General features: G+C 63.3%; 28 protein-coding genes. 14 read left to right on the forward strand and 14 right to left on the reverse strand.

Annotated features, from left to right (window positions below; translation table 11 throughout):
- Nucleotides 1–5 precede the first annotated feature (5 nt).
- Nucleotides 6–1,073: a DUF2066 domain-containing protein gene (locus tag N805_RS16295; RefSeq protein ID WP_019473065.1), complete on the reverse strand. Its 1,068-nt coding sequence runs from the start codon at nucleotides 1,071–1,073 to the stop codon at nucleotides 6–8.
- Nucleotides 1,074–1,328: 255 nt separating this feature from the next.
- Here N805_RS16295 and purM point away from each other — a divergent pair, with 255 nt between their 5' ends.
- The 4 genes from purM to N805_RS16315 all read left to right on the forward strand — a co-directional run bounded on the left by purM (nucleotide 1,329) and on the right by N805_RS16315 (nucleotide 4,152).
- Nucleotides 1,329–2,387: a phosphoribosylformylglycinamidine cyclo-ligase gene (gene purM, locus N805_RS16300; protein ID WP_016485267.1), complete on the forward strand. Its 1,059-nt coding sequence runs from the start codon at nucleotides 1,329–1,331 to the stop codon at nucleotides 2,385–2,387.
- Nucleotides 2,387–3,040, forward strand: coding sequence for a phosphoribosylglycinamide formyltransferase (purN, locus tag N805_RS16305; protein WP_019473066.1), 654 nt, complete (start codon nucleotides 2,387–2,389; stop codon nucleotides 3,038–3,040). Before purM ends, purN begins: the two co-directional genes overlap by 1 nt.
- An 8-nt stretch (nucleotides 3,041–3,048) precedes the next feature.
- On the forward strand, nucleotides 3,049–3,759 hold the full coding sequence (locus N805_RS16310; protein WP_019473067.1) for a DUF3108 domain-containing protein: 711 nt from the start codon (nucleotides 3,049–3,051) through the stop codon (nucleotides 3,757–3,759).
- A gap of 210 nt (nucleotides 3,760–3,969) precedes the next feature.
- Nucleotides 3,970–4,152: a hypothetical protein gene (locus N805_RS16315; protein WP_019473068.1), complete on the forward strand. Its 183-nt coding sequence runs from the start codon at nucleotides 3,970–3,972 to the stop codon at nucleotides 4,150–4,152.
- 45 nt (nucleotides 4,153–4,197) lie between these two features.
- Here the strand turns inward: N805_RS16315 and N805_RS16320 are convergent, their stop codons facing one another.
- The 7 genes from N805_RS16320 to N805_RS16350 form a co-directional block, all read right to left on the reverse strand.
- Nucleotides 4,198–4,737 carry a DUF2058 domain-containing protein gene (locus N805_RS16320; protein ID WP_019473069.1) on the reverse strand — a complete coding sequence of 180 codons (540 nt, stop codon included), beginning with the start codon at nucleotides 4,735–4,737 and terminating at the stop codon, nucleotides 4,198–4,200.
- 26 nt (nucleotides 4,738–4,763) lie between these two features.
- Nucleotides 4,764–5,597, reverse strand: coding sequence for a nucleoside triphosphate pyrophosphohydrolase (gene mazG, locus N805_RS16325; protein WP_019473070.1), 834 nt, complete (start codon nucleotides 5,595–5,597; stop codon nucleotides 4,764–4,766).
- A 124-nt stretch (nucleotides 5,598–5,721) separates the two neighbouring features.
- On the reverse strand, nucleotides 5,722–7,962 hold the full coding sequence (gene relA / locus N805_RS16330) for a GTP diphosphokinase (RefSeq protein ID WP_019473071.1): 2,241 nt from the start codon (nucleotides 7,960–7,962) through the stop codon (nucleotides 5,722–5,724).
- Between the two features lie 96 nt (nucleotides 7,963–8,058).
- A complete protein-coding gene (gene rlmD / locus N805_RS16335; RefSeq protein WP_019473072.1) occupies nucleotides 8,059–9,417 on the reverse strand; it encodes a 23S rRNA (uracil(1939)-C(5))-methyltransferase RlmD in 1,359 nt (452 codons plus the stop codon).
- A complete protein-coding gene (cysM, locus tag N805_RS16340; protein WP_026034628.1) occupies nucleotides 9,418–10,317 on the reverse strand; it encodes a cysteine synthase CysM in 900 nt (299 codons plus the stop codon).
- Between the two features lie 159 nt (nucleotides 10,318–10,476).
- Nucleotides 10,477–11,868 (reverse strand): sensor histidine kinase, encoded by a 1,392-nt coding sequence (locus N805_RS16345; protein ID WP_019473074.1) that lies wholly within the window; start codon nucleotides 11,866–11,868, stop codon nucleotides 10,477–10,479.
- A gap of 3 nt (nucleotides 11,869–11,871) precedes the next feature.
- Nucleotides 11,872–12,591, reverse strand: coding sequence for a response regulator transcription factor (locus N805_RS16350; protein WP_019473075.1), 720 nt, complete (start codon nucleotides 12,589–12,591; stop codon nucleotides 11,872–11,874).
- Between the two features lie 193 nt (nucleotides 12,592–12,784).
- Between N805_RS16350 and N805_RS16355 the strand changes: the two genes are divergently transcribed.
- Genes N805_RS16355 through N805_RS16370 form a run of 4 tightly spaced genes read left to right on the forward strand, consistent with a single transcriptional unit; the run spans nucleotide 12,785 to nucleotide 17,441 of the window.
- On the forward strand, nucleotides 12,785–15,568 hold the full coding sequence (locus tag N805_RS16355; protein ID WP_019473076.1) for a response regulator: 2,784 nt from the start codon (nucleotides 12,785–12,787) through the stop codon (nucleotides 15,566–15,568).
- Between the two features lie 13 nt (nucleotides 15,569–15,581).
- On the forward strand, nucleotides 15,582–16,571 hold the full coding sequence (locus tag N805_RS16360) for a 2-hydroxyacid dehydrogenase (protein ID WP_019473077.1): 990 nt from the start codon (nucleotides 15,582–15,584) through the stop codon (nucleotides 16,569–16,571).
- 31 nt (nucleotides 16,572–16,602) lie between these two features.
- Entirely contained in the window at nucleotides 16,603–17,040 is a 438-nt protein-coding gene (locus N805_RS16365; protein ID WP_016501120.1) for a hypothetical protein, read from the forward strand.
- Entirely contained in the window at nucleotides 17,037–17,441 is a 405-nt protein-coding gene (locus N805_RS16370; RefSeq protein WP_019473078.1) for an META domain-containing protein, read from the forward strand. Before N805_RS16365 ends, N805_RS16370 begins: the two co-directional genes overlap by 4 nt.
- A 116-nt stretch (nucleotides 17,442–17,557) precedes the next feature.
- Here N805_RS16370 and N805_RS16375 read toward each other — a convergent pair whose 3' ends face one another.
- Nucleotides 17,558–18,022 (reverse strand): peroxiredoxin family protein, encoded by a 465-nt coding sequence (locus tag N805_RS16375; protein WP_019472617.1) that lies wholly within the window; start codon nucleotides 18,020–18,022, stop codon nucleotides 17,558–17,560.
- Between the two features lie 85 nt (nucleotides 18,023–18,107).
- Between N805_RS16375 and arsC the strand changes: the two genes are divergently transcribed.
- Genes arsC through N805_RS16390 form a run of 3 tightly spaced genes read left to right on the forward strand, consistent with a single transcriptional unit; the run spans nucleotide 18,108 to nucleotide 19,469 of the window.
- Nucleotides 18,108–18,461, forward strand: coding sequence for an arsenate reductase (glutaredoxin) (gene arsC / locus N805_RS16380; protein WP_019472618.1), 354 nt, complete (start codon nucleotides 18,108–18,110; stop codon nucleotides 18,459–18,461).
- Nucleotides 18,458–19,063 carry an NAD(P)H:quinone oxidoreductase gene (gene wrbA / locus N805_RS16385; protein WP_016501124.1) on the forward strand — a complete coding sequence of 202 codons (606 nt, stop codon included), beginning with the start codon at nucleotides 18,458–18,460 and terminating at the stop codon, nucleotides 19,061–19,063. Before arsC ends, wrbA begins: the two co-directional genes overlap by 4 nt.
- Nucleotides 19,056–19,469 carry a DUF2069 domain-containing protein gene (locus N805_RS16390; protein WP_019472619.1) on the forward strand — a complete coding sequence of 138 codons (414 nt, stop codon included), beginning with the start codon at nucleotides 19,056–19,058 and terminating at the stop codon, nucleotides 19,467–19,469. The genes wrbA and N805_RS16390 overlap by 8 nt, the downstream gene beginning before the upstream one ends.
- Before the next feature lie 132 nt (nucleotides 19,470–19,601).
- Here the strand turns inward: N805_RS16390 and N805_RS16395 are convergent, their stop codons facing one another.
- Both N805_RS16395 and ttcA read right to left on the reverse strand, forming a co-directional pair.
- A complete protein-coding gene (locus N805_RS16395; RefSeq protein ID WP_019472620.1) occupies nucleotides 19,602–20,273 on the reverse strand; it encodes a DNA-3-methyladenine glycosylase I in 672 nt (223 codons plus the stop codon).
- A 4-nt stretch (nucleotides 20,274–20,277) separates the two neighbouring features.
- Nucleotides 20,278–21,102, reverse strand: coding sequence for a tRNA 2-thiocytidine(32) synthetase TtcA (gene ttcA, locus N805_RS16400; protein ID WP_019472621.1), 825 nt, complete (start codon nucleotides 21,100–21,102; stop codon nucleotides 20,278–20,280).
- Between the two features lie 263 nt (nucleotides 21,103–21,365).
- On the opposite strand from ttcA, the gene N805_RS16405 reads away from it, so the two are divergent.
- Nucleotides 21,366–21,965, forward strand: coding sequence for a Yip1 family protein (locus N805_RS16405; RefSeq protein WP_019472622.1), 600 nt, complete (start codon nucleotides 21,366–21,368; stop codon nucleotides 21,963–21,965).
- Nucleotides 21,966–22,096: 131 nt separating this feature from the next.
- A complete protein-coding gene (locus N805_RS16410; RefSeq protein WP_019472623.1) occupies nucleotides 22,097–22,591 on the forward strand; it encodes a SprT family zinc-dependent metalloprotease in 495 nt (164 codons plus the stop codon).
- 172 nt (nucleotides 22,592–22,763) lie between these two features.
- On the opposite strand, the gene fpr is transcribed toward N805_RS16410, so the two are convergent.
- Nucleotides 22,764–23,543, reverse strand: a complete 780-nt coding sequence (fpr, locus tag N805_RS16415; RefSeq protein WP_016501130.1) for a ferredoxin-NADP reductase — start codon at nucleotides 23,541–23,543, stop codon at nucleotides 22,764–22,766.
- Between the two features lie 118 nt (nucleotides 23,544–23,661).
- On the opposite strand from fpr, the gene finR reads away from it, so the two are divergent.
- Nucleotides 23,662–24,588 carry a LysR family transcriptional regulator FinR gene (finR, locus tag N805_RS16420; protein WP_016485245.1) on the forward strand — a complete coding sequence of 309 codons (927 nt, stop codon included), beginning with the start codon at nucleotides 23,662–23,664 and terminating at the stop codon, nucleotides 24,586–24,588.
- Here finR and N805_RS16425 read toward each other — a convergent pair.
- The gene (locus N805_RS16425; RefSeq protein WP_010952700.1) at nucleotides 24,585–24,950 is read right to left on the reverse strand and encodes a diacylglycerol kinase; all 366 of its coding nucleotides are present in this window, start codon (nucleotides 24,948–24,950) and stop codon (nucleotides 24,585–24,587) included. The two genes, finR and N805_RS16425, sit on opposite strands and share 4 nt — an antisense overlap.
- A 73-nt stretch (nucleotides 24,951–25,023) precedes the next feature.
- Complete coding sequence (erdR, locus tag N805_RS16430) at nucleotides 25,024–25,674, reverse strand: response regulator transcription factor ErdR (RefSeq protein WP_003252375.1); 651 nt, start codon at nucleotides 25,672–25,674, stop codon at nucleotides 25,024–25,026.
- Between the last annotated feature and the right edge of the window lie 147 nt (nucleotides 25,675–25,821).

A 25,821-nucleotide genomic window follows, 5' to 3' on the forward strand; every position in this document is an offset into this window, starting at 1 on the left:
TCCATTTACCAGCGAAAACGCAGGCCGTCGAACGGCGTGGGCGCAGGCGAGGCCGACGCGGGTTGCTCACCCGCCGTACTCGCTGCCGGGGCTGGCGCGACCGGCACTGCGGGCGCCTGGTCGGCGGGCAGTTCCTGCAACTTGGCCAGGCCAAGCTGCGCGCGCAATTGCTCACGGTTGCCGGTGACGCCATAGGTCAGGGTGGTGCCTTCGGCCATCTGCAGGCGCGGGCCGTAGGGCTCAAGCACACGGGCAAGCTCGGCATAACGCTGCAGGCTCATACCCTGCACTTGCACTTGCATCTGGCTGCTGGCGCCCGGGCGGGCGACATAACGCGGCGCCAGGCGGCTGCTGACCGCCAACATCACCGCATCGGCCAAGGCTGCCGGGTCGGCCCCCTCGGCAGTACCTTGCTCACGCTGGTCGCCCAACCACAACTGCCACTTGCCTTGCCACTTGCCGTCGGCTTCCTGGGCATGTACAGCCAGCAAGGCGTCGGCGCCGTAGCGCTCGGAGGCCTCACGCAGCGGTGCGGGGTTGCTGCCTTCGATCTGCTTGGCATTGGCCACCAGTTGCTCCTGCAGGTCGGCGAGTGGCAGGCGCAGCGGCAGGCCACGGTGCTGGGCGGCACGACGCAGAGGCTGGGCGCTGGCCTGGCCGTCACCGACCAGGCTACTGCCATCGGCACTGTCGTTCAGCCACCAGCCCAGAATCGAGGGCCGATTGCTGCCCCACAGCGCGAGGCCGGCCTTGCGCAGGGCGCGCTCGGTACTGCCCGGGTCGAACTCCACCAGCACCGACTCGGGCGGGCCGGCTTCGCTGCCCACCTGGTTGATGATTTGCTGCGGGTCCTTGCGCAGCGCGGCCAACGCCGGGCTCTGCACTGCCTTTGGGTCGCCGGTCAGGCGCAGCACCAACGTGTCGAGGGCCTTGGCGGTGGCAGCGGTACGGGCTTCGGCGCCCTGCCCGGTGACCGGCTCGCGTACCTGATAAAGGCCAGAGACATTTTCAGCCTGGGCGGTGGCCGCTATCAGGGCCAGGCAACCGGCTGCCAGAATATTGAAAAAACGCATGGAGGATTCCTGTCCAGTCGAGCACGAAGCTCGCTACTTGCAGCTTATACACATGCAACCACATCAACCACCCTCGGCCCTTTTTCAACAATTTACCGCCCTGCCCGTCGGCCTGAGGATGGCCGCTGCCCGGCAACCCTGATAAAATCGCGCGCCTTCACAGACCACTGATGTTTCAGGCAGCCGCCGCTTACCCGCCGGTCTTGGCCGTCATGGTCGTTTTTAAGAATCCCTCCCTCCTAAAGGCCTGGATCAATGAGCAAGCAACCCTCCCTGAGCTACAAGGACGCCGGTGTAGACATCGACGCCGGCGAAGCACTGGTCGAACGCATCAAGGGCGTGGCAAAACGCACCGCACGCCCTGAAGTCATGGGTGGCCTGGGCGGCTTCGGCGCCCTCTGCGAGATCCCGGCCGGCTACAAGCAGCCAGTGCTGGTCTCCGGCACCGACGGCGTGGGCACCAAGCTGCGCCTGGCGCTGAACCTGAACAAGCACGACAGCATCGGCCAGGACCTGGTCGCCATGTGCGTCAACGACCTGGTGGTGTGCGGTGCCGAGCCGCTGTTCTTCCTCGACTACTACGCCACCGGCAAACTGAATGTTGACGTGGCCGCCACCGTGGTTACCGGCATTGGCGCCGGTTGCGAACTGGCTGGCTGCTCGCTGGTCGGTGGTGAAACCGCCGAAATGCCTGGCATGTACGAAGGCGAAGACTACGACCTGGCCGGCTTCTGCGTGGGCGTGGTGGAAAAGGCCGAGATCATCGACGGCTCCAAGGTTGCCACTGGCGACGCGCTGATCGCCCTGCCGTCTTCGGGCCCGCACTCCAACGGCTACTCGCTGATCCGCAAGATCCTCGAAGTGTCCGCCACCGACATCGAGAACACCCAGCTGGACGGCAAGCCGCTGACCGACCTGCTGATGGCGCCTACCCGTATCTACGTCAAGCCGCTGCTGCAACTGATCAAGAACACCGGTGCCGTGAAGGCCATGGCCCACATCACCGGTGGCGGCCTGCTGGACAACATCCCGCGCGTACTGCCGAAAAACGCCCAGGCCGTGGTCGACGTAGCCAGCTGGCAGCGCCCGGTGGTGTTCGACTTCCTGCAGGAAAAAGGCAACGTCGACGAGCATGAAATGCACCGCGTGCTGAACTGCGGCGTCGGCATGGTCATCTGCGTCGCCCAGGATCAGGTCGAAGCCGCCCTGAACGAACTGCGCGCCGCCGGTGAGCAGCCATGGGTCATCGGCCACATCGCCGAAGCCGCCGAAGGCGCCGCCCAGGTCGAGCTGCAAAACCTCAAGGCACACTGATGCCAAGCAAGACCTGCAATGTAGTGGTGTTGCTGTCGGGCTCCGGCAGCAACCTGCAAGCTCTGATCGACAGCTGCCAAGGCCAGGACAGCCCGGTGCGCATCCGTGCGGTGGTTTCCAACCGCGCCGATGCCTACGGCCTGCAGCGCGCGGCGGCGGCCGGCATCGATACCGCCGTGCTCGACCATACTCAGTTCGACGGCCGCGAGGCCTTCGATGCCGCGCTGGTAGCACGCATCGACGGTTTCGCCCCAGACCTGGTGGTGCTGGCCGGTTTCATGCGTATCCTCAGTGGCGGCTTCGTGCGCCACTATCAGGGCCGCCTGCTCAACATCCACCCGTCGTTGCTGCCCAGGTACAAAGGCCTGCATACCCATCGCCGGGCGCTGGAGGCAGGCGACGCCGAGCATGGCTGCAGCGTACACTTCGTGACTGAGGAACTCGATGGCGGCCCACTGGTCGTACAGGCTGTGGTACCGGTGGCGTCTGAAGACACCATCGAAAGCCTGGCCCAGCGGGTACACCGCCAGGAACACCTGATCTACCCCCTGGCGGTACGCTGGTTCGCTGAAGGGCGCTTGCGCCTTGGCGAACAGGGTGCATTACTGGATGGCCAGCCGCTGGCGGCCAGCGGTCACTTGATTCGATCCTAGGAGAATTTATGCGTCGCGCCCTGCTCTTGGCTCTCGCCGTGCTTGCTCTGCCCCTTCAGGCAGCTGATCTCAAGCCTTTCTCGGCCAGCTACACCGCCGACTGGAAACAGCTGCCCATGAGTGGCACCGCCGAGCGCAGCCTGGTCAAGAATGCCAACGGTACCTGGGACCTTAACTTCAAGGCTTCCATGATGATCGCCAGCCTGACCGAGCAAAGCACCCTGCGCCTGGAAAACGACACCCTGCTGCCGCAGAAGTACCACTTCGAACGCGGCGGCCTGGGCAAAGCCAAAAAGGTTGACCTGAACTTCGACTGGACCGGCAAGAAGGTCACCGGCAGCGACCGTGGCGATGCCGTCAACTTGCCGCTGATCCGCGGCGTGCTGGACAAGTCCTCCTACCAGTTGGCGTTGCAGCATGACGTGGCCGCTGGCAAGAAGAGCATGACCTACCAGGTGGTCGACGGTGACGAGATCGACACCTACGACTTCCGCGTACTGGGTACCGAAAAGGTCACCACCAAGACCGGCCAGGTCGATGCAGTGAAGGTCGAGCGCGTGCGCGACCCAAGCCAGAGCAAGCGCATCACCGAGCTGTGGTTCGCCAAGAACTGGGACTACCTGCTGGTGCAACTGCGCCAGGTCGAGACTGATGGCAAGGAGTATGTGATCGTGCTGCAGGATGGCTCGGTCGATGGCAAGCCGGTGAAGGGTAACTGATCCCGCACTGCCAGCAGCACCCGAAGCCCCGCCCAGTGCGGGGCTTTTTTGTGCCTTGGAGAAACAGGCTCGTGGGTGTATTCCTGTGGGAGCGCAAGGGTTACATGAAACTTGTTTCATGCCTGTTTTATTTACTTAGCCGGCTAACAAACTCTATAAAGAGGGTGTGCGACACACTGTCGCAGCCAACTGAAGAAGTGGAGTTTACCGATGACAGTCCAAGTAACCGAACGCGACGAATCGAGAATGTCCCACGAAGGCCTGGCCGCTGGCGTGCGGATCTGGGATGTGCACCAACAAGGCCAGCTGGTGGGCATGTTCCACAATGAACACGAAGCCCACCAGTACCGCGCAGAGCTGGAAGTCCTGGAAAGCCAGCGCACCACGCAGTGAGCACTCTTCAAATGAAAAACCCCGCCAAGGCGGGGTTTTTCGTGTTTACCACATGAGATCGTCCGGGATCTTGTAGGCCGCGTACGGGTCGTCCTCGTCCGCTTCCTCGACATGGGTGTTGAGCAGCAGGATACGGTTGGGGTCGCGCTCCTGGATCTTCACCGCCGCCTCACGAGGAATGACCTCATAACCGCCCGCATGGGCCACGACCGCCAGTGCGCCGTTACTCAACTTGGACCGCATCAGGGCGTTGACGGCAATGCGCTTGACCTTCTTGTCGTCGACAAAGTTGTAGTAATCCTCGGTGTTCAGCTTGGGCAGGCGCGTGGCTTCGATCAACTGCTTGACCTGCGCGGCACGGGCCTTCTGCTCAGCCTTTTCCTGCTGCTGACGATTCAGCTCCTGGTCGCGCTTGACCTTTTCGGCCATGGCTTCCTTGGCAATGCGCTGTTGGCTGTCGTCGATTTCGACCTGGCCCTTGTGCTCCATGCGCTTCTGTTTCTTTTCAGCTTTGTTGGTCTGCGAGACCTGTTTCTGGTTGACCAGACCGGCTTTGAGCAATTGGTCGCGAAGGGAAAGGCTCATGAATGTTCACTCACTTATGCAACAGCTCAGCCGCAGCTGGGCAGGTTCTTTTCCTGACGCTTGGCTTCACCCCAAAGGGCGTCCAGTTCGTCAAGGTCACAATCTTCAATGGGGCGCCCACTGTCGCGCAATGCCTGTTCGATAAAACGGAAACGTCGCTCGAACTTGCGGTTGGCGCGGCGCAGGGCGTTTTCTGGGTCTTGCTTGAGGTGGCGGGCCAGGTTGACAGCGGCGAACAGCAGGTCGCCAACCTCATCTTCAAGCGCATCGGCATCACCGTCGGCCATGGCCTGCAGTACTTCATCCAGCTCTTCGCGGACCTTGTCCAGCACCGGCAATGCAGCAGGCCAGTCAAAACCGACGGTGGCCGCACGCTTCTGCAGTTTGGCTGCCCGCGACAGGGCCGGCAAGGCTGACGGTACGTCGTCGAGCAGCGACAGTTGCTCGGGCGTGCTTTTCTCGGCACGCTCCTGCGCCTTGATCTCTTCCCAGCGTGACTTGACCTGGGCCTCGTTCAGGCTAGGGGTGTCCAGCGGCGCATACAGCTCGCCGGTGGGGAATACATGGGGGTGGCGGCGGATCAGCTTGCGGGTGATGCTGTCGACCACGCCATCAAACTCGAACCGCCCCTCTTCCCGGGCCAGCTGGCTGTAGTAGACCACCTGGAACAGCAAGTCGCCCAGCTCACCCTGCAGGTGCTCGAAATCGCCGCGCTCAATGGTGTCGGCGACCTCGTAGGCTTCTTCTATGGTGTGCGCAACGATACTCGCGTAGTTCTGCTTCAGGTCCCACGGGCAGCCGTACTGCGGGTCGCGCAGACGGGCCATGAGGTGCAACAGGTCTTCGAGGGTGTAGGTCATGTAAGCAGGTCCTTCGGCGGTGGCTTCTTCGCGGGTAAACCCGCTCCCACAGGTTCAGTACACGTCTCAGGATTTGCACGAACCCTGTGGGAGCGGGTTTACCCGCGAAGCAGGCGCCCCGGTCTCAAGGGGTACGATTACGCCGCGTCTCGATGATGTTCGGCAACTGCGAGATCCGCCCCAGCAGGCGCCCCAGCGCGTCCAGGCCCGGAATCTCGATGGTCAGCGACATCAGCGCCGTGTTGTCTTCCTTGTTCGAGCGGGTGTTCACCGCCAGCACGTTGATCTTCTCGTTCAGCAGCACCTGCGACACATCGCGCAGCAGCCCTGGGCGGTCATAGGCACGGATGACGATGTCGACCGGATAGGTCTGCACCGGGATCGGCCCCCAGCTCACCTGGATCATGCGCTCCGGCTCCTTGCCTGCAAGCTGCAGCACCGAAGCACAGTCCTGGCGGTGGATGCTCACGCCGCGGCCCTGGGTGATGTAACCGACAATGGCGTCGCCCGGTAACGGCTGGCAGCAGCCGGCCATCTGCGTCAGCAGGTTGCCAACCCCCTGGATCTGGATGTCGCCACGCTTGCCGGTACGCGGGCCGGTCGGCTTGCGCGGCACCAGTTCGATCTGCTCGATACGCTCGGGCTCCAGCAACTGCTGGGCGGCGTTGACCAGGTGGGCCAGGCGCAGGTCGCCCGCGCCGAGCGAGGCGAACATGTCCTCGGCAGTCTTGACGTTGGTCTTCTCGGCCAGGCGCTCGAAGTCCACCTGCGGCAAGCCCAGGCGGCTGAGTTCGCGTTCGAGCAAGGTCTTGCCGGCGGCGACGTTCTGGTCACGTGCCTGCAGCTTGAACCAGTGCACGATCTTGGCCCGCGCCCGCGAGGTGGTGACGTAGCCCAGGTTGGAGTTCAACCAGTCACGGCTGGGGTTGCCGTGCTTGCTGGTGATGATCTCCACCTGCTCACCGGTCTGCAGGCTGTAGTTCAGCGGCACGATACGGCCGTTGATCTTGGCACCCCGGCAGTTGTGGCCGATTTCGGTGTGCACACGGTAGGCGAAGTCCAGCGGGGTCGCCCCCTTGGGCAAGTCGATGGCGTGGCCGTCAGGGGTGAACACGTAGACCCGGTCCGGCTCGATGTCGACCCGCAACTGCTCAACCAGGCCACCGATGTCGCCCAGCTCTTCGTGCCATTCCAGCACCTGGCGCAGCCAGGAGATCTTCTCTTCGTAATGGTTGGAGCTGGGCTTTACGTCGGTGCCCTTGTAGCGCCAGTGGGCACAAACCCCCAGCTCGGCTTCTTCATGCATGCCGTGGGTGCGGATCTGCACCTCCAGCACCTTGCCCTCGGGGCCGATGACTGCGGTGTGCAGCGAGCGGTAGCCGTTTTCCTTGGGGTTGGCGATGTAGTCGTCGAACTCTTTGGGGATGTGCCGCCACAGCGTGTGTACGATACCCAGCGCGGTGTAGCAGTCGCGAATTTCCGGCACCAGCACGCGCACTGCACGCACGTCGTAGATCTGGCTGAATTCCAGGCCTTTGCGCTGCATCTTGCGCCAGATCGAATAGATATGCTTCGCCCGGCCGCTGATGTCGGCATTTACGCCGGTGGCCAGCAGCTCGTTCTGCAGCTGGTTCATCACGTCGCTGATGAAGCGTTCGCGGTCCAGCCGGCGCTCGTGCAGCAGCTTGGCAATCTGCTTGTACTGGTCGGGTTCGAGGTAGCGGAAGGACAGGTCTTCCAGCTCCCACTTGATGTGGCCGATACCCAGGCGGTGCGCCAGCGGCGCATAGATGTCGAACACCTCACGCGCGACACGCAGGCGTTTCTCGTCGTCGGCGGCCTTGACCGCACGGATTGCACAGGTCCGCTCGGCCAGCTTGATCAGTGCCACACGCACATCGTCGACCATGGCCACGAGCATCTTGCGCAGGTTTTCGACCTGCGCCTGCGAGCCCAGCACCAGCGACTGCCGCGGGCTGAGGCTGGCGCTGATGGCGGCCATGCGCAACACGCCGTCGATCAGCTTGGACACCACCGGACCGAACCGCTGGCTGACCTCGGCCAGGGTCACCTTGCCCTCGCGTACCGAACGGTAGATGACCGCTGCCACCAGGGAATCCTGGTCAAGCTTGAGGTCCGCCAGGATTTCGGCAATTTCCAGGCCCGCCTGGAAGCTGGACGTACCGTCCGCCCAGGAATGCTTGGCCGGGTTGCCCTTTTTCTCGATCTCATGGGCAAACTCGCAGGCTTCTTTGAGCGCTGCGCGATCCAGTGCCGAATCGACGCTTACCACATGGTCCAACCATCCTTCGAGATTGATACTGCCGTCGGTGTTGACCGGCTGGTGCACTCTCACCTGTACCATCTTTGTTTTACCTTTCCATACAGCGCACCACGCGGGTGCGCTGGCGATCACCGTGCGGCCGCCATTCCATGGAAGCCGCACCAAGGGGCCAGTCTGCTAGCCCGCTTCGAATAACGCCATGGCCTCGACATGCGCCGTTTGAGGAAACATGTCGAGAATCCCGGCCCTTTTTAACCGGTACCCCTGGCCGACCAGCACCTGCGCGTCTCGCGCCAGCGTGGCCGGGTTGCACGATACGTAGACCAGCCGTTTGGCCTGGAGGCGTGCGATGCCCTGCACCACCTCGAAAGCACCGTCGCGCGGTGGATCCAAGAGTACCGCAGAAAAGCCCTCGGCGGCCCATCCGGCGCCTGCCAAAGGCTGCGATAAATCGGCCTGAAAAAACCGTGCGTTATGCACATTGTTGTTCCGGGCATTGGCCGCGGCCCGATCGACCATGGCCTGTACACCTTCCACTGCCACGACCTCACGCGCCTTGCGGGCCAGCGGCAGGGCGAAGTTGCCCAGGCCGCAGAACAGGTCCAGCACCCGCTCGTCAGCCTGCGGTGCGAGCCAGGCCAGGGCCTGCTCGATCATCGCCGTGTTGACCTGGGCATTCACCTGCACGAAGTCACCTGGGCGCCAGGCCAGTTCCAGCTGCCACGGCGCCAGGGCAAAGCCCAGTTGCGCGGCCGGGTCCACCGGCGCCGGCTCACCCTCACCCTGCAGCCACAGCTGGGCACTGGCCTGTTCACAGAACGCCTGCAATTTTGCCAGGTCTTCTGCCTGCAACGGCGCGACGTGGCGCACCAACACTGCGTCGGCGGTGCCACTGAACAGTTCCACGTGGCCCAGCGCCTGAGGTTTGTTCAACGAGCGCAGCACCGTCGGCAGGTGGCGCAAAATCGACTGCAAGGGCTGTACCAGCACCGCGCAGTCGTCGATGGCAATGATGTCCTGGCTGGCTTCGGCACGGAAGCCCACCTCCAGCTGACGCGCCTTGACGTCCCAGCGCACGGCCACACGGGCCCGGCGCCGGTAGCCGAATTCCGGCCCGCTCAGGGGTGCGGCCCATTCCTCGGGTTGCACGCCGGCTACCCGCTGCAGTTGCTCGGCCAGGGTACGCTGCTTGAGCGCCAGCTGCGCTTCATGCGGTAGGTGCTGCAGGTTGCAGCCACCGCAGCGCGCGTAGTGGCGGCACGGTGCCTCACGGCGTTCGGGGCTGGCCTGCAGCAGCCGCTCCAGGCGGGCCTCGACCACTTTGCCACGGGCGTTGAGCACCCGCGCCTCCACGGCCTCACCGGCCAGGGCGCCACTGACGAACCAGGTGCGCCCGTCGAGGAAGGCGATGCCACGGCCATCACCGGCCAGGCGCTCGATGTCCAGGCGCTGCTTCTTGCCCACGGGGACCTGGGGAGTGCGGTTGCCGCCGGCCGGCTGGAAGCGCAGGCCGCTGTTGCTTTTTTTCTTGGACATTTAGCTCGGATCAAACAGGCCGGTGGACAGGTAACGGTCGCCGCGGTCGCAAATGATCGCGACCATCACGGCATTTTCCACTTCTTGCGAGAGGCGCAGCATGGCTGCAACCGCACCACCAGAAGACACGCCGCAGAAAATGCCCTCTTCACGGGCAAGGCGGCGGGTGGTGTCTTCGGCTTCCTGCTGCGACATGTCGACCACGCGGTCGACGCGGGTGGCGTCGAAGATTTTCGGCAGGTATTCCTCGGGCCAGCGGCGAATGCCCGGAATGGCAGAGCCTTCCATCGGTTGCAGGCCGATGATCTGTACCGCCGGGTTCTGCTCCTTGAGGTATTGCGAGCAGCCCATGATGGTGCCGGTGGTACCCATGGAGCTGACAAAATGGGTAATGGTGCCCTGGGTCTGCTGCCAGATCTCAGGGCCGGTGCTGTTGTAGTGGGCAATCGGATTGTCACCGTTGGCGAACTGGTCAAGCACCAGGCCGCGGCCTTCGGCCTGGAGCTTCTCGGCCAGGTCGCGGGCGCCTTCCATCCCCTCCTCCTTGGTCACCAGGATCAGCTCGGCGCCATAGGCGGTCATGGCGGCCTTGCGCTCGGCGGTGGAGTTGTCGGGCATGATCAGGATCATTTTGTAGCCCTTGATCGCCGCCGCCATTGCCAGGGCGATACCGGTGTTGCCGGAAGTGGCTTCGATCAGGGTGTCGCCGGGCTTGATTTGGCCACGCAGTTCGGCGCGGGTGATCATAGACAGCGCCGGGCGGTCCTTCACTGAGCCGGCAGGATTGTTACCTTCGAGCTTGAGCAGGAGGGTGTTGCTGGTTTCACCAGCAATGCGCTGCAGGCGAACCAGGGGCGTATTGCCGACGCAATCGGCGATGGTTGGGTACTGCAAGGTCATGGCGTATTTCACAATCCGGACGGCAGGGGCGCCTATCATACCGGCAAACCCCTCGCGGCCATATCACGCAATCTGTGGTGTATATAGCTACAAGCTATAACGTGGACCTGTGCGGGCCTCTTCGCGGGTAAACCCGCTCCTACAGGTACTCCACTGACCTCAAGAGTAGTGGTGAGCCTGTGGGAGCGGGTGCACCCGCGAAGGGGCCGGCACATGTAACGGCAATCGCATCCACAGCCGCAGCCCATGCTTGCCATTCTGCGCCCACAAGGTCCCGCCCTGGCGCTGAATGGCACTCCGGGCGATGCTCAAGCCCAGGCCAAAACCACCATCCCCCGGCCGAGAACCGTCCAGCCGCGAGAACGGCGCGAAGATCCGCTCCAGGTCCTCTTCTGCCACACCGCCGCCTTCATCCTCCAGCCACAGCCACCAATAACTGCCCTCGCGCTGCCCACCCAGGCGCACCACACCCTCGGCCGGCGAGTGACGAATGGCATTGCGCAAGATGTTTTCCAGTGCCTGGGCCAAGTGGTTGAGGTTGCCCTGCACCCAACAGTCGGCCGGTACTTCGCAGCGCAGGCGCGCGGGCGACCAGCCGCTTTCGTAGCTGGCATTCTCGGCCAGCAGTTCCCAAAGCGCGTGGACTTCGATGGGCTCCAGGTTCATCGGCGCACGTTCGGCGTCCTGCCAGGCCAGCTGCAGGGTGTCTTCCACCAACTGCTGCATGCAGTCCACTTCACGGGTCAGGCGTTCGCGCAGGCGCTGCAAGTCGGTTTCGCCGTCGCAGGCCACCCGTAACCGGCTCAATGGCGTGCGCATTTCGTGGGACAGGTCGCGCAGCAACTGCTGCTGCATGGCCACCGTGCCCTGCAGGCGCTCGGCCATCTGATCAAAGGCGCGGGCCAGCTCGCCCAGCTCGTCATGGCGGGCGATGGTGCGCGAGTCGAGGCGCGCCGATAACTGATCGGCGCGCCAGGCATTGGCCTGCTCGCGCAGCTGGTTCAGCGGCACGATCAACATGCGGTACAAGCCTACGCACAGCAGCAAGGTGAACAGGCCGGGGATGATGCCGTTGGTGACGATGCGCCACAGTAACCGGTACTGGTCCGGGTTGAACCGCTGCGGCAGTTCGATCACCAGCATGCCCTGCTCCGGCGCCCCCGGGAACGGTATACGTACCCACGGCTGGTCGACACTGCGCCGGCTCATCGGCCAGTCGACACCACGCAGGCGCGTCAGCCGCTGCATGATCTGTGGGTCGAGGGTGGCGCTGTCGAGCGGCCGCAGGTTGATATCGAGCACGCCAATCCAACCCCGTTCGCGCTGATGCATCGCCGCCACCCACTGGTCCAGCCCTTCCCGCCCACCGCTGCGCCAGGCCTGTTCAGCCTCGCCGGCATAGCCACGCAATGCCTGCCGCGCCGGTTCCGAGAGGAAGGCGTTCTGGATTTCCATGTGCCGGCCCCAGGTGTAACTGAGGCCGATCATCAGCAGGCAGAAGCCCACCAGCAGGATGGCCAGTTTCCAGAACAGCGAATGGCGGTCAAGCATGCTTCACTCCGCCTCGCTGGCGCTGAGCACGTAACCCTTGCCCCACACGGTACGGATTTGCCGTTCGTGATAGTCGATGCCCTTGAGCTTGCGGCGGATCTGGCTGACGTGCATGTCCAGGCTGCGGTCATGCCGTGAATAGCCGCGCTGCAACACCTGTTGGTAAAGGAACGGCTTGCTCAGGACATCCTCGAAGTTGCGATTGAGGATGTCGAACAGCCTGTATTCGCTGGGGGTCAGGCCCGCCAGGCGGCCATCCAGGCGTACGTCGCACAGCCCCTCGTCGAACTGCAGCTCGCCGCAGGCGGCATGCTCCAGCGGGGCTTGATAACGGCGTTCGAGGGCCACCCGGCGCAAGATTGCCTCGATGCGCACCTGCAGCTCGGCCATGCTGAACGGCTTGGGCAGGTAATCGTCGGCCCCGCGCTGGAACCCGCTGATGCGATCGGCCTCTGCACCCAGTGCCGACATCAGGATCACCGGCGTCGCGCTGCACCTGCGCAACTGCGCCAAGGCATCCAGGCCGTTCAGCCCGGGCAGCAGGATATCCATCAGCACCACATCGAAAACCTGGCGACCCGCCGTTTCCAGCCCCTCCAGACCATTACGGCACCAGGTTACCTGGAAGCCGCCGCGTTGCAGCTCTTCGTGCAGATAGGCACCCAGGACCGGGTCGTCCTCGATGGCGAGGATATTGGAGTTGTAAATAGCTACAGGATTCATTGGCAACTGCCATTTATTCTCAATTGCGCAATTATTGAGCATCCAATGCCTGCCAGGCAACCGCCCTGCGACCAATGCCCCGGCAATGCTGCAAAACAGCTACTAAAGAGGTGCAATAGCGCCGCAGGCAGAGTAACTTCCCGGGTTGGCCGTCATCGCTTGACGGCATCCAGGCACATGACAGGAGGCGAGTGTGCTCGATCGTTTGGGAATCCGCAGCCGGGTCCTGCTGCTGGCCCTGCTGCCGGCCGGCCTGATGGCCCTGGTACTCGGCAGCTACTTTACCTGGCTGCAACAGAACGACCTGCGCACCCAGTTGCTGCAACGCGGCAAGATGATCGCCGAGCAGCTGGCGCCATTGGCTGCACCCGCCATGGCCCGGCTTGCCCCCGCACAGCTGGAGCGCATCGCCGCGCAAACCCTGGAGCAGGCCGATGTACGTGCGGTCGCCTTCCTGGCCCCGGACCGCACGCGCCTGGCCCACGCTGGCCCGAGCATGCTCAACCAGCCGCCCAGTGGCGGTACCGGCACGCAGTTGCTGCAACGCAGCGGCAATGACGCCACCCGATACCTGATGCCTGTGTTCGGCCACCACCGCGACCTGGCCACTGATGCCGTGCCGGCCGAAGCCGAGCGCCTGCTTGGCTGGGTCGAGATCGAGCTGTCGCACGACGGCACCCTGCTGCGGGGTTACCGCAACCTGTTCACCAGCCTGTTGCTGATCCTCGCCTGCCTGGTACTCAGCGGCCTGCTGGCGCTGCGCATGAGCCGCACCATCAACGACCCCATCGAACGCATCAAGCACGCGGTCAATCAGCTCAAGGACGGCCACCTGGAAGAACGCCTGCCGACCATGGGCAGCCATGAGCTGGACGAGCTGGCCCGCGGCATCAACCGCATGGCCGAAACCCTGCAGAACGCCCACGAAGAACTGCAGCACAGCATCGATCAGGCCACCGAAGACGTACGCCAGAACCTGGAAACCATCGAAATCCAGAACATCGAGCTGGACATGGCGCGCAAGGAGGCCCTCGAGGCCAGCCGCATCAAGTCGGAGTTCCTGGCCAACATGAGCCACGAGATCCGCACCCCGCTCAACGGCATCCTCGGCTTTACCCACCTGCTGCAGAAAAGCGAGCTGACGCCACGCCAGCTGGACTACCTGAACACCATCGAGAAGTCCGCCGACAACCTGCTGGGGATCATCAACGAGATCCTCGACTTCTCCAAGATCGAGGCTGGCAAGCTGGTGCTCGACAGCATCCCGTTCAACCTGCGCGACCTGATCCAGGACACCCTGACCATCCTCGCCCCGGCCGCCCACGCCAAGCAGCTGGAATTGCTCAGCCTGATCTACCGCGACACCCCTTCGTCACTGGTCGGCGACCCGCTGCGGCTCAAGCAGATCCTCACCAATCTGGTCAGCAACGCCATCAAGTTCACCCGCGAAGGCACCATTGTCGTACGCGCCATGCTCGAAGACGAGCACGAAGACAGCGCGCAGCTGCGCATCAGCGTGCAGGACACCGGTATCGGCCTGTCGCCGCAAGAGGTGCGCACGCTGTTCCAGGCTTTCAGCCAGGCCGACAACTCGTTGGCCCGCCAACCTGGCGGCACAGGGCTGGGGCTGGTGATTTCCAAGCGTCTGATCGAGCAGATGGGGGGCGAAATCGGTGTCGACAGCACCCCGGGTGAAGGGTCGCAGTTCTGGATCAGCCTCAACCTGCCCAAAGCCCACGACGACCTCGAGGAGCAGCCGATGCAGCCGCTGCTGGGCCGCCGTGCAGCCATCGTCGATGGCCACGAGCTGGCGCGCCAGGCCTTGGAGCACCAGTTGGAAGACTGCGGCCTCAGCGTCAGCCTGTTCGCCTCCTATGACCAGTTGCTGCAAGCGGTACAGGCCGCCAGCCAGGCCGGCCTGCCGTTCGAGTTCGCCGTGCTCGGGGCCAACCTGGGCAACCTGTCGCCCGAGCAACTGGGCCACTACCACCAGCAACTCGAGCGTTACCATTGCCAGTGTGTGGTGCTATGCCCCACCACCGAGCAGGCGCTGTACCACCCCTACCTGCCCAACGGCCATGGCCAGTTGCTGTCCAAGCCTACCTGCACCCGCAAACTGCGCCGCCTGCTGATGGAGCTGGTGCAACCGCGTCGCCCGCAGGGCGAAGCGCACAGCGTCAACGGCCAGCGCCAGCCGAAGATCCTTTGCGTTGACGACAATGCCGCCAACCTGCTGCTGGTGCAGACCCTGCTCGAAGACCTGGGCGCCCAGGTGCTGGCCGTCGACAACGGCTATGCAGCAGTAGAAGCCGTGCAGGACGAGCCGTTCGACCTGGTGCTGATGGACGTGCAAATGCCCGGCATGGATGGCCGCGCCTGCACCGAGCAGATCCGCCTTTGGGAAAACACCCAAAGTGCCAACCCGTTGCCAATCGTCGCCCTCACCGCCCATGCCATGGCCAACGAAAAGCGCGCATTGCTGCACGCCGGCATGGACGACTACCTGACCAAGCCGATCAGCGAGCGGCAACTGGCCCAGGTGGTAATGAAGTGGACGGGTTTGAGCCTGGGTGTGCCGCAACAGGCGCTGACCGAGCAGTTGGCCAGCGGTGATGACCTGAAGGTGCTCGACCCCGAAGAAGGCTTGCGCCTGGCGGCAGGCAAGGCCGACCTGGCGGCCGACATGCTCAGCATGCTGCTGTCCTCGCTGGACGCCGACCGCGAGGCCATACGCGCCGCCCGCGAGGCTGACGACCGCACCGCCCTGATAGAACAGGTACACCGCCTGAACGGTGCCTCGCGTTATTGCGGGGTGCCACAGCTGCGCGCCGCTTGCCAGCGTAGCGAGACCTTGCTCAAGCAGGAACACCCACAGGCGCAGCAAGCGCTGGATGAGCTGGACGGCGCGATCAGCCGGCTGGCGGCGCAGGCCAGGTTGAGTGCATGGCCGTTGCTGTGGCCTACGCAGCACTTGTAGGAGGAGCCTTACCATGCGCGTCCTGTTGTTCAGCAGCCAGCATTACGACCAGGAAAGTTTCACCCAGGCCGCCAATGGCAGCGCGCTGGAGCTGCATTTCCAGCCCGCCCGCCTGACCCTCGACACCGCCGCCCTGGCCAGTGGCTACGAAGCCGTTTGTGCCTTCATCAATGACGAACTCGACGCCCCGGTGCTCCAGCGCCTGGCCGAAGGCGGCACCCGCCTGATCGCCCTGCGTTCGGCCGGCTACAACCACGTCGACCTGGCCGCTGCCCAGCGCCTCGGCCTTGCCGTGGTTCGCGTGCCGGCCTACTCGCCACACGCCGTGGCCGAACACGCCGTGGCGCTGATCCTGGCCCTCAACCGGCGCCTGCACCGGGCCTACAACCGCACCCGCGAAGGCGACTTCACCTTGCACGGGCTGACCGGTTTCGACCTGCACGGCAAAACCGTCGGCGTGGTCGGCACCGGCCAGATCGGCGCCGCCTTCGCCCGCATCATGGCCGGCTTCGGCTGCCAACTGCTGGCCTATGACCCGTACCCCAACCCGGAACTGCTGGCCCTCGGCGCCCGCTACCTGACGTTGCCCGAGCTGCTGCGCGAAGCCCGTATCATCAGCCTCCACTGCCCGCTGACCGAGCACACCCGGCACCTGATCAATGCACAAAGCCTGGCCCAACTGCAGCACGGCGCCATGCTGATCAATACGGGCCGTGGCGCACTGGTCCACACCCCGGCTCTGATCGACGCGCTGAAAAGCGGCCAGCTTGGCTACCTGGGCCTGGACGTCTACGAAGAAGAAGCCCAGCTGTTCTTCGAGGACCGCTCCGACTTGCCCCTGCAGGACGATGTACTGGCCCGCCTGCTCACCTTCCCCAATGTGATCATCACTGCCCATCAGGCCTTCCTCACCCGCGAGGCGCTGGACGCCATTGCCGCGACCACGCTGGACAACATCAACCGCTGGGCGGCAGGCAATCCACAGAATCTGGTAATGGGTTAGTGCTAGGATACGCGGCATTTCTGGAGGACCCATGGTCGAGCACGATTTCCGCTACACCCTTTTCAACCCGCAACACACCCTGATCGAGTGCCGTGCACTGGTGCCGGGCCGCTATCAGGTCACCGGCAACGGCGGCTCGATGCATAAAGGCGACACCCTGCTGGTGACCCTCAAGGGCAGCAAGGACTTGTCCATGCGACTGACCGTGGACAGCGTGCGCCACCTGATCAACCCGCGCGGCCAGTGGGTCGCCGTGGCCAGCGGACCGGTGTTCAACGAACTGGAAATCCTTACCTGGCAGGTCGAGTGCGACAGCTGCGACGCCGTGCTGGATTTCGAATTTGCCGTGGACGCCAAGTTGGGCAAGAAAGCCCGGCAGCCGGCCGCCAGCGCACGCATTGCCGAACTCGGCTGGGCCAGCCGTGGCGAAAAACACCTGTGCCCGCGTTGCCAGGAGAGCGCCGAGTGAAGAATCTGCTGACCGGCGTGCTGATTGCCACCGGCCTGCTCGGCTGCGCCGCACAACCTTCAAAGCTGCAACAGGAGCGCAGCTACGTGCTGGAGTGGATTGGCGAACGCCCGCTGATCGACTACAGCCACCTGACCCTCACCCTGGCCAGCGACGGCCGCGCCTACGGCAATGGCGGCTGCAACCACTGGTTTGCGCCGTATACGCTGGAGGGCGAGCGCCTGAGCTTCGGCAAGGTCGGCAAGACCCGCAAGCTGTGCGCGCCGGCGTTGATGGAGCAGGAAAAGCGCTTTTTGCAGGCGCTGGAAACCGTAGAGCGCTGGGATGTGTCGCCGGTGGAGCAGATGCGCTTCTGGCCGGCCGAGGGCAAGCCACTGCGGTTCTGGCCTGAGGAAGGCTGAGGATTGCCGGGGCCGCTTTGCGGCCCTTCGCGGGCGCGCCCGCTCCCACAGTTTGTCGCGTCCCCCCTGTGGGAGCGGGCGTGCCCGCGAAGGGCCGCAAAGCGGCCCCAACTGCATCAGGCGCCTTTCAGGGCCTTGATCTTGGCCTGCAGCCCTTCCAGGGTCTGCTCGCCCATCAATTGCTCACGCACCTTGCCCTTGTCATCGATGATGTAGGTGACCGGCAACGCCTCGCTGCGCGGCAGGTCATAGCGCTCGGCCGGGTCCTGGGCCAATACGGTAAAACCGATGCCCAGGGTTTCAGAGGCCTGTTTCAAGTCCTGCCCTTGCAAGCCATCGAAGTTCACCCCCACCACTTTGATACCATCGGCCGCCCACTGCTTGGCCGCCGCGTTCAACTCCGGGATTTCGGTACGGCACGGCCCGCACCATTCGGCCCAATAGTTGAGCACCAGCCAGTGCCCTTCGATCTGTTCGGCCTTAACCGTATTACCGTGTTGGTCCACGCCATAATCGGCACCGCAACCACCGAGCAACAGGCTCGCGGTGATGGCCAGTACTGCTGCCAGACGCCTTGCCATGGGTCAATCCTTCTCGAGTTTTAAAGCAAATTGGTCAGTCGCTGCGGTTAGAATAGCCGCCACACCCAGCTGGATGCGACCCGACATGACTGACCTGACGCTCTATCATAACCCGCGCTGCTCGAAATCCCGCGGCGCGCTGGAACTGCTCGAAGCCCGTGGGCTGGCGCCGACCATCGTGCGCTATCTGGAAACCCCGCCCGACGCCGCCACACTCAAGGCACTGCTCGACAAGCTGGGCCTTGCCCCACGCCAATTGCTGCGTACCGGCGAGGACGAATACAAAGCGCTGAACCTGGCCGACCCGGCACTGACCGACGCGCAACTGATCGAGGCCATGGCTCAGCACCCCAAACTGATCGAACGGCCGATTCTGGTTGCCGGCGACAAGGCCGTGGTAGGTCGCCCGCCCGAAAAAGTGCTGGAGATCCTGCCGTGAGCGCCCCCTACATCCTGGTGCTGTATTACAGCCGCCATGGCTCGACCAGCGAAATGGCCCGGCACATCGCCCGCGGCATCGAACTGGCCGGCATGGAGGCACGCCTGCGCACAGTGCCCGCTATCTCTACCGAATGTGAAGCGGTGGCCCCGGACATTCCGGCCAGTGGGGCGCTGTACGCCACCCTGGACGACCTGCGCCACTGCGCAGGCCTGGTACTGGGCAGCCCGACCCGCTTCGGCAACATGGCGGCGCCGCTGAAGTATTTCCTGGATGGCACCAGTAGCCTGTGGCTGGGTGGTGAACTGGTCGGCAAGCCGGCGGGTGTGTTCACCTCTACCGCCAGTTTGCACGGTGGCCAGGAAACCACCCTGCTGTCGATGATGTTGCCGTTGATGCACCACGGCATGCTGGTGATGGGCCTGCCGTACAGTGAGTCGGCCTTGCTGGAAACCCGCGGCGGCGGCACCCCTTACGGCGCCAGCCACCATGCGGGTGCTGATGGCAAGCGTGAACTCGATCAGCACGAGATCGCCCTGTGCCGCGCCCTGGGCCAACGCCTGGCGACCACGGCCAAGGCCCTGGAGGCCGCGCGTGGCTAAAAAGCCCAAGGTGTTGCCGCCACTGGAGTGGCTGGCACCGCGCCTGCGCCTGACGCGGGCGCTGAGCCTGGCGTTCTTCTTCGGCCTGATCGCCCTGCTGGTGGTGAACAACCTGTGGTTCGCCAACCTGCATGGGGCGCGAGTCGGGGTGATTCTGGCGATCGAACTGGTACCGCTGCTGCTGCTGTTGCCGGGCATGCTGACAGGCAGCGCCCGGGCACATGCCTGGGCCTGTTTCGTGGTGAATATCTATTTCATCAAGGGCGTGCTGGCGGCGTTCGACCCGGCGCGGGCGATGTTTGGCTGGGTTGAAGTGCTGGTGAGCCTGGGGTTGTTCATTGCCGGGCTGCTGTATGTGCGCTGGAAGTTCCAGCATGAGCGGCGCATGGCGGGCGAAGGGAGTTGAATTCGGGGGCTGCCCTGCAGCCCAATCGCCGGCAAGCCAGCTCCCACAAAGTCCTCACAGGTTCTGAATGCTGTGCAATACCTGTGGGAGCCTGGCTTGCCGGCGATGGGCCGCACAGCGGCCCCGACAATCTCAATGGTTGACGGTATGCGCCAGCATCACCGACAACTGGCACAGCGGCCGCCCACTCTCTGCATGCCACTGGTTGAATGCCTGCTGCACCAACGCCAGGTCGCGTTGACTGGTCGGCTGCTTGTCGATCACCTTCTGTGCGATCAACGCCGCCGCCATGTCATCGGTAGGGATGAAGGTGTCCTTGCCGACCATGCGCAAAAAACGCGGCGCCGACAACCCGCCCAGCTGGTTGCCGTGCTTGGCCAGATACTTCCACAAGCCGACGATGTCGGTCACCGGCCAGTCGGCGATGAAGGCGCCGAAACTGCCCTTTTCCTTGGTCACGTCGAGGATCATTTGCGCGTTGCGCGGCACGCTCTTGAGCTTGCCCAGGTGGCGGATGATGCGCTCGTCCTGCATCAGCCGCTCAAGGTGCTCGGCGCCCATCAGCACCACCTTCTCCGGGTCGAAACCGAAAAACACCTGCTCGAACGCTGGCCACTTGGCATCCACCAGGCTGTGCTTGAGCCCGGCGCGGAACACGCGCAGGGCCAGTGTCGACAAGTAGCGGTCGTCGCTGATGCCCTGCAGCTGCGCCGACGTGCGCGGCTGCGGCAGGAAGGCCTCCAGTGCCTGGGCCGAGCCAAAGCGGTTCAGGCAGTACTCATGCAGCCACTGATAGTCGCGCATGGGCTCAGATGTTCAGCACGTCGAGGAAGCGCGGCGTTGCGTTCTCGTCGATCTTCAGGCTGGTAAAGTCGAACAGGTTGCGGTCGGCCAGTTGCGACGGCGCCACGTTCTGCAGGGCACGGAAGATGCTCTCGGTACGGCCCGGGTGCTTGCGCTCCCATTCCACCAGCATGTCCTTGACCACCTGGCGCTGCAGGTTTTCCTGAGAGCCGCACAGGTTGCACGGGATGATCGGGAATTCCTTCATGTCCGAGTAGGCCTGGATGTCCTTCTCGCTGCAGTACGCCAGCGGGCGGATCACCACGTTGCGGCCGTCGTCGGCGCGCAGCTTCGGCGGCATGCCCTTGAGCGCGCCGTTGAAGAACATGTTGAGGAAGAAGGTTTCGACGATGTCGTCGCGGTGGTGCCCCAGCGCCATCTTGGTGGCGCCGATTTCGTCGGCAAAGGTGTACAGGGTGCCACGGCGCAGGCGCGAGCACAGCGAACATGTGGTCTTGCCCTCGGGTACCAGTTCCTTGACCACCGAATAGGTGTCTTTTTCGACGATGTGGTACTCGACGCCCAGCTCCTTGAGGTACGCAGGCAGCACGTGCTCAGGAAAGCCCGGCTGTTTCTGGTCCATGTTCACCGCGACGATCTCGAACTTGATCGGTGCCACCTTCTGCAGGTGCAACAGAACGTCGAGCATGGTGTAGCTGTCCTTGCCGCCGGACAGGCAGACCATGACCTTGTCGCCATCCTCGATCATGTTGAAGTCGGTGATGGCTTCGCCGGCGAGACGACGCAGGCGTTTTTGCAGTTTGTTCTGGTTGACCGAGAGGGTGCCCATAGCGCTTGGATCCGCGAGGTGTGACAAAAGCCGGCTATTTTACGCACAAACGCAGCATCGCTGTAGGCATTCCGATAAAGACTTCGATGTAATCAACAGCCCCGCCGACAGCGCAATTTGCTCTAAAAAGCACGGTTCATGCCGGTAACCGCTTCCTATACTGCGACATAAGGCCACATTACCGCTTGCATCGGTGTTTCGGGCCTCGGGCCGCTTGCGCTCCATCTGGGGGGCGTTTGGCAACATTGAGAGGAGTGATCGGCATGATTCATCACGTTGTGGGGCTGTTTACCCATCCCGATCAGGAATGGCGGGAAATTCGTGGCGAAGACGAAACCATCAGCCACATGTACCTGACGCATACCTTGATCCTGGCAGCAATCCCTGCCATTTCCGCCTTCATCGGCACTACCCAGGTTGGCTGGGTAATCGGGGACCGGCCAGCGGTCATGCTGACCATGGAAAGCGCCATCTGGATGAGCATCATGTCGTACCTTGCCATGCTCGGCGGGGTGGCGGTGATGGGCGCGTTCATCCACTGGATGGCCCGCACCTACGACGCCAATCCGTCGATGGCGCAGTGCATCGCCTTTGCCACCTACACCGCCACACCACTGTTCATCGGCGGCCTGGCGGCCCTGTACCCACACCTGTGGCTGGGCATGCTGATTGGCACTGCCGCCATCTGCTACACGGTGTACCTGCTGTATGTCGGCCTGCCGACGTTCATGAACATACCGTCCGACGAAGGCTTCCTGTTCTCCAGCTCCGTGCTGGCGGTGGGCCTTGTGGTGCTGGTGGCGATCATGGCCGCCACGGTAATTATCTGGGGACTGGGCGTGGGGCCCGTCTACACCAACTAGAACAGACTTAACCAACACTGGGGCATCAACCAGGGGCCGCCGCAAGGCGGCCTCTGGCTGTGCGCTGACCGGTGGCTCGGCAGGCCGCCGGTGCTTGCGGCATAATGCCGGGTCAGGAGAACCGCCCCACCATGCCCGAGCTGCTCAAACAACGCGTCGAAACCTGTTACCAGCAAGCCGAAACCTTTTTCAAACGCCCTTTCTCGCGCCCGGAAGTCAGCTTCAAGCTGCGCGGGCAAAAAGCCGGCGTCGCCCACCTGCACGAGAACCTGCTGCGCTTCAACCTGCAGCTCTACCGGGAAAACCAGGAAGACTTCCTGCGCCAGACCGTTGCCCACGAAGTGGCGCACCTGGTGGCCCACCAGCTGTTTGGCGACCGCATCCAGGCTCATGGCGAAGAGTGGCAACTGATCATGCGCGGGGTGTATGAGCTGCCACCCAACCGTTGCCACAACTATGAAGTGCAACGACGCGTGGTAACCCGCTACATCTACCGCTGCCCGTGCCCGCAGGGTGATTTCCCGTTTACCGCACAGCGGCACAAGCTGGTGCGCCAGGGGCGTCGGTACCTGTGCAAACGCTGCCGGGAAATTCTGGTGTACAGCGGCGAAACTCGCGTCGAATAGGGGCCGGCCTCATCGCCGGCAAGCCAGCTCCCACAGGTACTGCACAGCTCCTGAACCCTGTGCAGTACCTGTGGGAGCTGGCTTGCCGGCGATGAGGCCGGCACAAGCAATGCAAAAATCACAGGCATAAGAAAGGCGACCCGAGGGTCGCCTTCTTGTACCAGCCTGCGCCTTACTTCTCGACGAAGGCACGTTCGATCAGGTAGTCGCCCGGCTCGCGCATGCGGGCGGAGACTTTCAGGCCGAAGCTGTCCAGCACTTCGCTGGTCTCGTCGAGCATGCTCGGGCTGCCGCAGATCATCGCACGGTCGTCCTGCGGGTTGATCGGTGGCAGACCGATGTCGCTGAACAGCTTGCCGCTGCGCATCAGGTCGGTCAGGCGGCCCTGGTTCTCGAACGGCTCGCGGGTAACGGTCGGGTAGTAGATCAGCTTGTCGCGGACCGATTCACCGAAGAACTCGTTCTGCGGCAGGTGCTCGGTGATGAACTCGCGGTAGGCCACTTCGTTCACGTAACGCACGCCGTGCACCAGGATCACTTTTTCGAAGCGCTCGTAGGTTTCCGGGTCCTGGATCACGCTCATGAACGGCGCAAGGCCAGTGCCGGTGCTCAGCAGGTACAGGTGCTTGCCCGGGTTCAGGTCGTCGAGTACCAGGGTACCGGTAGGCTTCTTGCTGATGATGATCTCATCGCCTTCCTTCAGGTGCTGCAGCTGCGAGGTCAGCGGGCCGTCCGGCACCTTGATGCTGAAGAACTCCAGGTGCTCTTCCCAGTTCGGCGAGGCGATGGAATAGGCACGCATGAGCGGACGGCCGCTTTCCTGCTGCAGGCCGATCATCACGAACTGACCGTTCTCGAAGCGCAGCCCCGGGTCGCGGGTGCACTTGAAGCTGAACAGGGTGTCGTTCCAGTGGTGCACACTGAGGACACGTTCGTGGTTCATGTTGCTCATCGATGGGGCTCCTGAAGAAAAACGCGGCGCGCAAAACGCGCAGTTGCGCGATAGTTTAGGGGCAGCGACAATATCTGTTAACTGGATTATCAAGATATGTGTTATCGGTTATATCGATATGCGATTCACACTCCGTCAACTGCAAGTCTTCGTCGCCGTCGCACAGCACCAAAGCGTCTCCCGGGCCGCTAGCCTGCTGGCGTTGTCGCAGTCGGCCGCCAGCACTTCCATCACCGAACTGGAGCGCCAATCGAGCTGCCAGTTGTTCGACCGTGCCGGCAAGCGCCTGGCCCTCAACGCCCTGGGCCATCAACTGCTGCCACAGGCGGTGGCCCTGCTCGACCAGGCCAAGGAAATCGAAGACCTGCTCAATGGCAAGTCCGGCTTCGGATCGCTGGCGGTCGGCGCCACGCTGACCATCGGCAACTACCTGGCCACCCTGCTGATCGGCAGCTTCATGCAGACCCACCCGGAAAGCCAGGTCAAGCTGCATGTGCAGAACACTGTGCATATCGTGCAACAGGTCGCGCACTACGAAATTGATCTGGGTCTAATCGAAGGTGACTGCAACCACCCCGACCTGGAAGTGCAGCCGTGGGTCGAGGACGAATTGGTGGTGTTCTGTGCGCCGCAGCATCCGCTGGCCAAGTTGGGCCGTGCCGATATCGAAAGCCTGTCGCAAGAGGCGTGGATTTTACGCGAGCAAGGCTCCGGCACCCGCCTCACCTTCGACCAGGCCATGCGCCATCACCGCGCAAACCTCAACATCCGCCTGGAGCTGGAACACACCGAAGCGATCAAGCGCGCGGTGGAATCGGGCCTGGGCATTGGCTGTATCTCGCGCCTGGCGCTGCGTGACGCCTTCCGCCGAGGCAGCCTGGTACCGGTAGAAACGCCGGAACTGGACCTGATGCGCCAGTTCTACTTCATCTGGCACAAACAGAAGTACCAGACCTCGGCGATGCGCGAATTTCTGGAACTGTGCCGCAACTTCACTGCGGGCTATACCCGCAGTGACGAAATCGTGCTGCCGCCAATCGCTTAAAGCAGGATCACGCCCCACACCAGCGCCACCATGGTCAGTGCCACCAGTTGCGCGGCGCTGCCCATGTCCTTGGCGTTTTTCGACAGCGGGTGGCGCTCCAGCGAGATGCGGTCGATGGCCGCCTCCACCGCCGAGTTGAACAGCTCGACGATCAGCCCCAACAAGCACACCGCGATCATGATCGCCCGCTCCGCACGGCTGACCGGCAGCCAGAAGGCGATCGGGATCAGCAGCACGTTGAGCAGCACCAGTTGGCGGAATGCGGCCTCACCCTTGAAGGCGGCGCGCAGGCCGTCCAGCGAGTAACCGGCGGCGTTGAAGATGCGTTTAAGGCCGGTCTGGCCCTTGAATGGCGATGTCATGTGGGTCACTTAACAACAGAAAGGCCAGCAGACTAGACCGGCACGGGTCAAAAAAGCGTGAAGCCACGCGCAGTCAGTTGCTCGCAACCGATTCAAGTTGTTGCAGCAGCAGCGCGGCCTGGGTACGGGTACGCACGCCCAGCTTGCGGAAAATCGCAGTCACATGCGCCTTGATGGTGGCCTCGGAAACACTCAGCTCATACGCAATCTGCTTGTTCAGCAAGCCCTCGCAGACCATCGTCAGCACGCGGAACTGCTGCGGCGTGAGGCTGGCCAGGCCTTCACTGGCGGCCTTGGCTTCGGCCGAGACATCGACCTTTTCGAACGCCTGCGGCGGCCACCAGACCTCGCCATCGAGCACCTTGCGCACGGCGTCCTGGATCACTTCCAGGGTGCTGGACTTGGGAATGAAGCCACTGGCGCCAAACTCACGGGACTTGACCACCACGGCGGCCTCTTCCTGCGCCGACACCATCACCACGGGGATCTGCGGGTATTGCCCGCGCAGCAGCACCAGCCCGGAAAAACCATAAGCACCCGGCATGTTCAAGTCCAGCAGTACCAGGTCCCAGTCGGCTTTTTCGCTCAGGCGGGTTTCCAGTTCGGCAATGCTTGCGACTTCGACCAGGCGCACATCCGGGCCCAGGCCAAGGGTAACGGCCTGGCGCAGGGCGCCACGGAACAGCGGGTGGTCATCGGCAATCAGGATTTCGTAAGTGGCCATCGATCAAAGGATCCTGTTCTATGCCAGGCGCTCGGGGGATTGAGAAGCGCCCGGCGGGGAATCGGCGCCAAGGATGCCGAGCACGGTCAAGGGTGGTCAAGCCATTGCCCTGCCGTCTCGCCCACCCTGGCTGCCAGCCCTGTCATT

The organism is Pseudomonas putida S13.1.2, assembly GCF_000498395.2.
In the GTDB taxonomy this organism is placed as follows: Bacteria; Pseudomonadota; Gammaproteobacteria; order Pseudomonadales; family Pseudomonadaceae; genus Aquipseudomonas; species Aquipseudomonas putida_Q.